The sequence below is a fragment of the Planktothrix sp. FACHB-1355 genome (assembly GCF_014748295.1).
GTDB lineage: Bacteria > Cyanobacteriota > Cyanobacteriia > Cyanobacteriales > Aerosakkonemataceae > Aerosakkonema > Aerosakkonema funiforme_A.
Genome location: NZ_JACJUP010001218.1, coordinates 1 through 2,047 on the forward strand (window position 1 = coordinate 1; position 2,047 = coordinate 2,047).

Annotated in this window: 3 protein-coding genes; all 3 read left to right on the top strand. The window is 44.5% G+C overall.

What is annotated here, in order from left to right; all coding sequences use genetic code 11:
* On the top strand, window positions 1–491 hold a 491-nt coding region (locus H6S82_RS30950), incomplete at its 5' end, for a response regulator transcription factor (protein WP_191057308.1).
* 386 nt (window positions 492–877) lie between these two features.
* A complete protein-coding gene (locus H6S82_RS30955) occupies window positions 878–1,567 on the top strand; it encodes a transposase (protein ID WP_242057180.1) in 690 nt (229 codons plus the stop codon).
* A gap of 8 nt (window positions 1,568–1,575) precedes the next feature.
* Window positions 1,576–2,047 (top strand): adenylyltransferase/cytidyltransferase family protein (locus H6S82_RS30960; RefSeq protein ID WP_191057309.1); only part of this gene is annotated, 472 nt, incomplete at its 3' end.

Below are 2,047 nucleotides of genomic sequence, written 5' to 3' on the forward strand. Positions count from 1 at the left end.
TTGAATTTTGTCGTCGCCTGCGAGCCACCCGTGAGGGTCAATTGCTGCCGTTTATTTTTTTGTCAGCTCTGGGTCAGATAGATTGTCGGGTTGAAGGCCATTCGATCGGCGCGGATGATTATTTGCTCAAACCGTTTCACCCACGGGAATTGGTAGCCAAAATAGAAGCGCAGTTAGAACGATCGCGTCGCATCCATGCAGAAATCGTGCGGTTGATGCAACGATCTACCAATTTGACCTCGCACCAAACACCTACACCCCCTCCCCTACCTCTGACACCAGCAGAGGAAAGAGTATTCTGGGAGGCGGTTAGGGGTTTTACCAACAAACAAATCAGCGAACGCCTATTTATCAGTCCCCGTACAGTCCAGAGTCATCTGAGAAATATTTTTAACAAACTTGAAATAGAAAATCGCTCCCAACTGGTTCGCTTTGCCTTTGAAGTGGGATACCAACCTCCAACAGATAGCGAGTGTGCTTCGGACAGTTAAAGCTGCGGAAGCTCAAGAGGGATGGCTGTAGGCAAAGCAGTCACCGATGAGTGAATTCTGGATGAGTAGATTTTCGATTGGCTGTGACTTCAATATTGGAGAGACGTTTCGTGAAACATCTCTCCAATATTCACAAAGATTTTTTGATGATTCCCCTGGAAATGGGAAGCGGGAAACTTCTTTTTTTCAGTCATAACGATCATCGTTAAAAGTTTAGCTTGAACCGCAAGAAGCTTCACATCTCACCTAATAGGGGAGTGTGAGATGAATTGCGGGTGAGTTGACCGCAGTCTCCCGACGGATGCGAGTTCCTCGTGGGAGGGAAACAGGTCGGAAACGCACAATTTCCGTGTTATACTTACTGGGAAACCTCTATTTACTCTCATATGTTAAGAGTTGTCAAAGTCAGGCTACAACCAAACAGTCAACAGCAACAGTCACTAGCACAAGCTTTTGGCTCTTGTCGCTGGCTGTGGAATTATTGCCTGAACTTGATGAATCAAACATATAAAGAGACTGGTAAAGGGTTATCTGGGTATGAAGTTAAAAAACTAATTCCGCAGTTAAAAAAAGAGCATGAGTGGTTAACCTTAACCTATTCACAGTGCTTGCAGCAGGTCTGCTTAAACATGGGGGTGGCCTTTGATAACTTCTTTGAAAAACAAGCTAAATACCATAGATTTAAATCAAAGCATGGTAAGCAGTCAAGACAATACCCTCAAAATGTCAAGGTTGCAGACAAATATTTAACACTTCCAAAGATTGGAAATGTTTCGGCAATTATTCATAGACCTATTGAGGGAAAAATTAAGACTGTAAGTATATCCAAGAATTGCTCCAATCAGTTATTTGCGGCCATTCTTTCTGACGATGAGAAAGATAAACCTTCTGCAAGTGCAGAAGGTAAAGCAGTTGGGATTGACCTGGGGTTGACTGACTTTGCTGTTACTAGCGATGGCTCTAAGTTTGAGAACCATAAAATACTCAACAAGCATCCAAAAAACTTCAGAATCAAGCAACAGCAATTATCCAGAAAACTGAAAAGTTCTAATAAACCGTTAGGTCAGTGTGGGTAGTTCGCGATATGATTACCGATCTATACAGCTTAACCGAACTAGAGGAGGCGATCGCTATTGCCCCAGCGCAATGGCGACCATTGGTATTTACCAATGGCTGCTTTGACCTACTCCATGTCGGACACCTGCGGTATTTACGGGTAGCAAAATCCTTGGGGCGATCGCTGATTGTGGGGTTAAATAGCGATGTGTCTGTGCGAACCATCAAACCGCATCCGACGGGATGGCCAGAGCGACCCATCATCCCAGACATACAGAGGGCCGAATTACTAGCTGCCCTCAAGCCAGTAGATGGGGTAGTGATTTTTTCCCAAACCACAGCTGCTCAAGTTATAGATAAGCTCAAACCAGAAATTTACGTAAAAGGGGGAGACTACCGAATCGAAACGCTGCCCGAAGCACCGATTGTTCAAGCCTATGGAGGCAGGATCGAGTTAGTCAGAATAGAAATACCTACTTCTACCAGTGGTATAATCGATC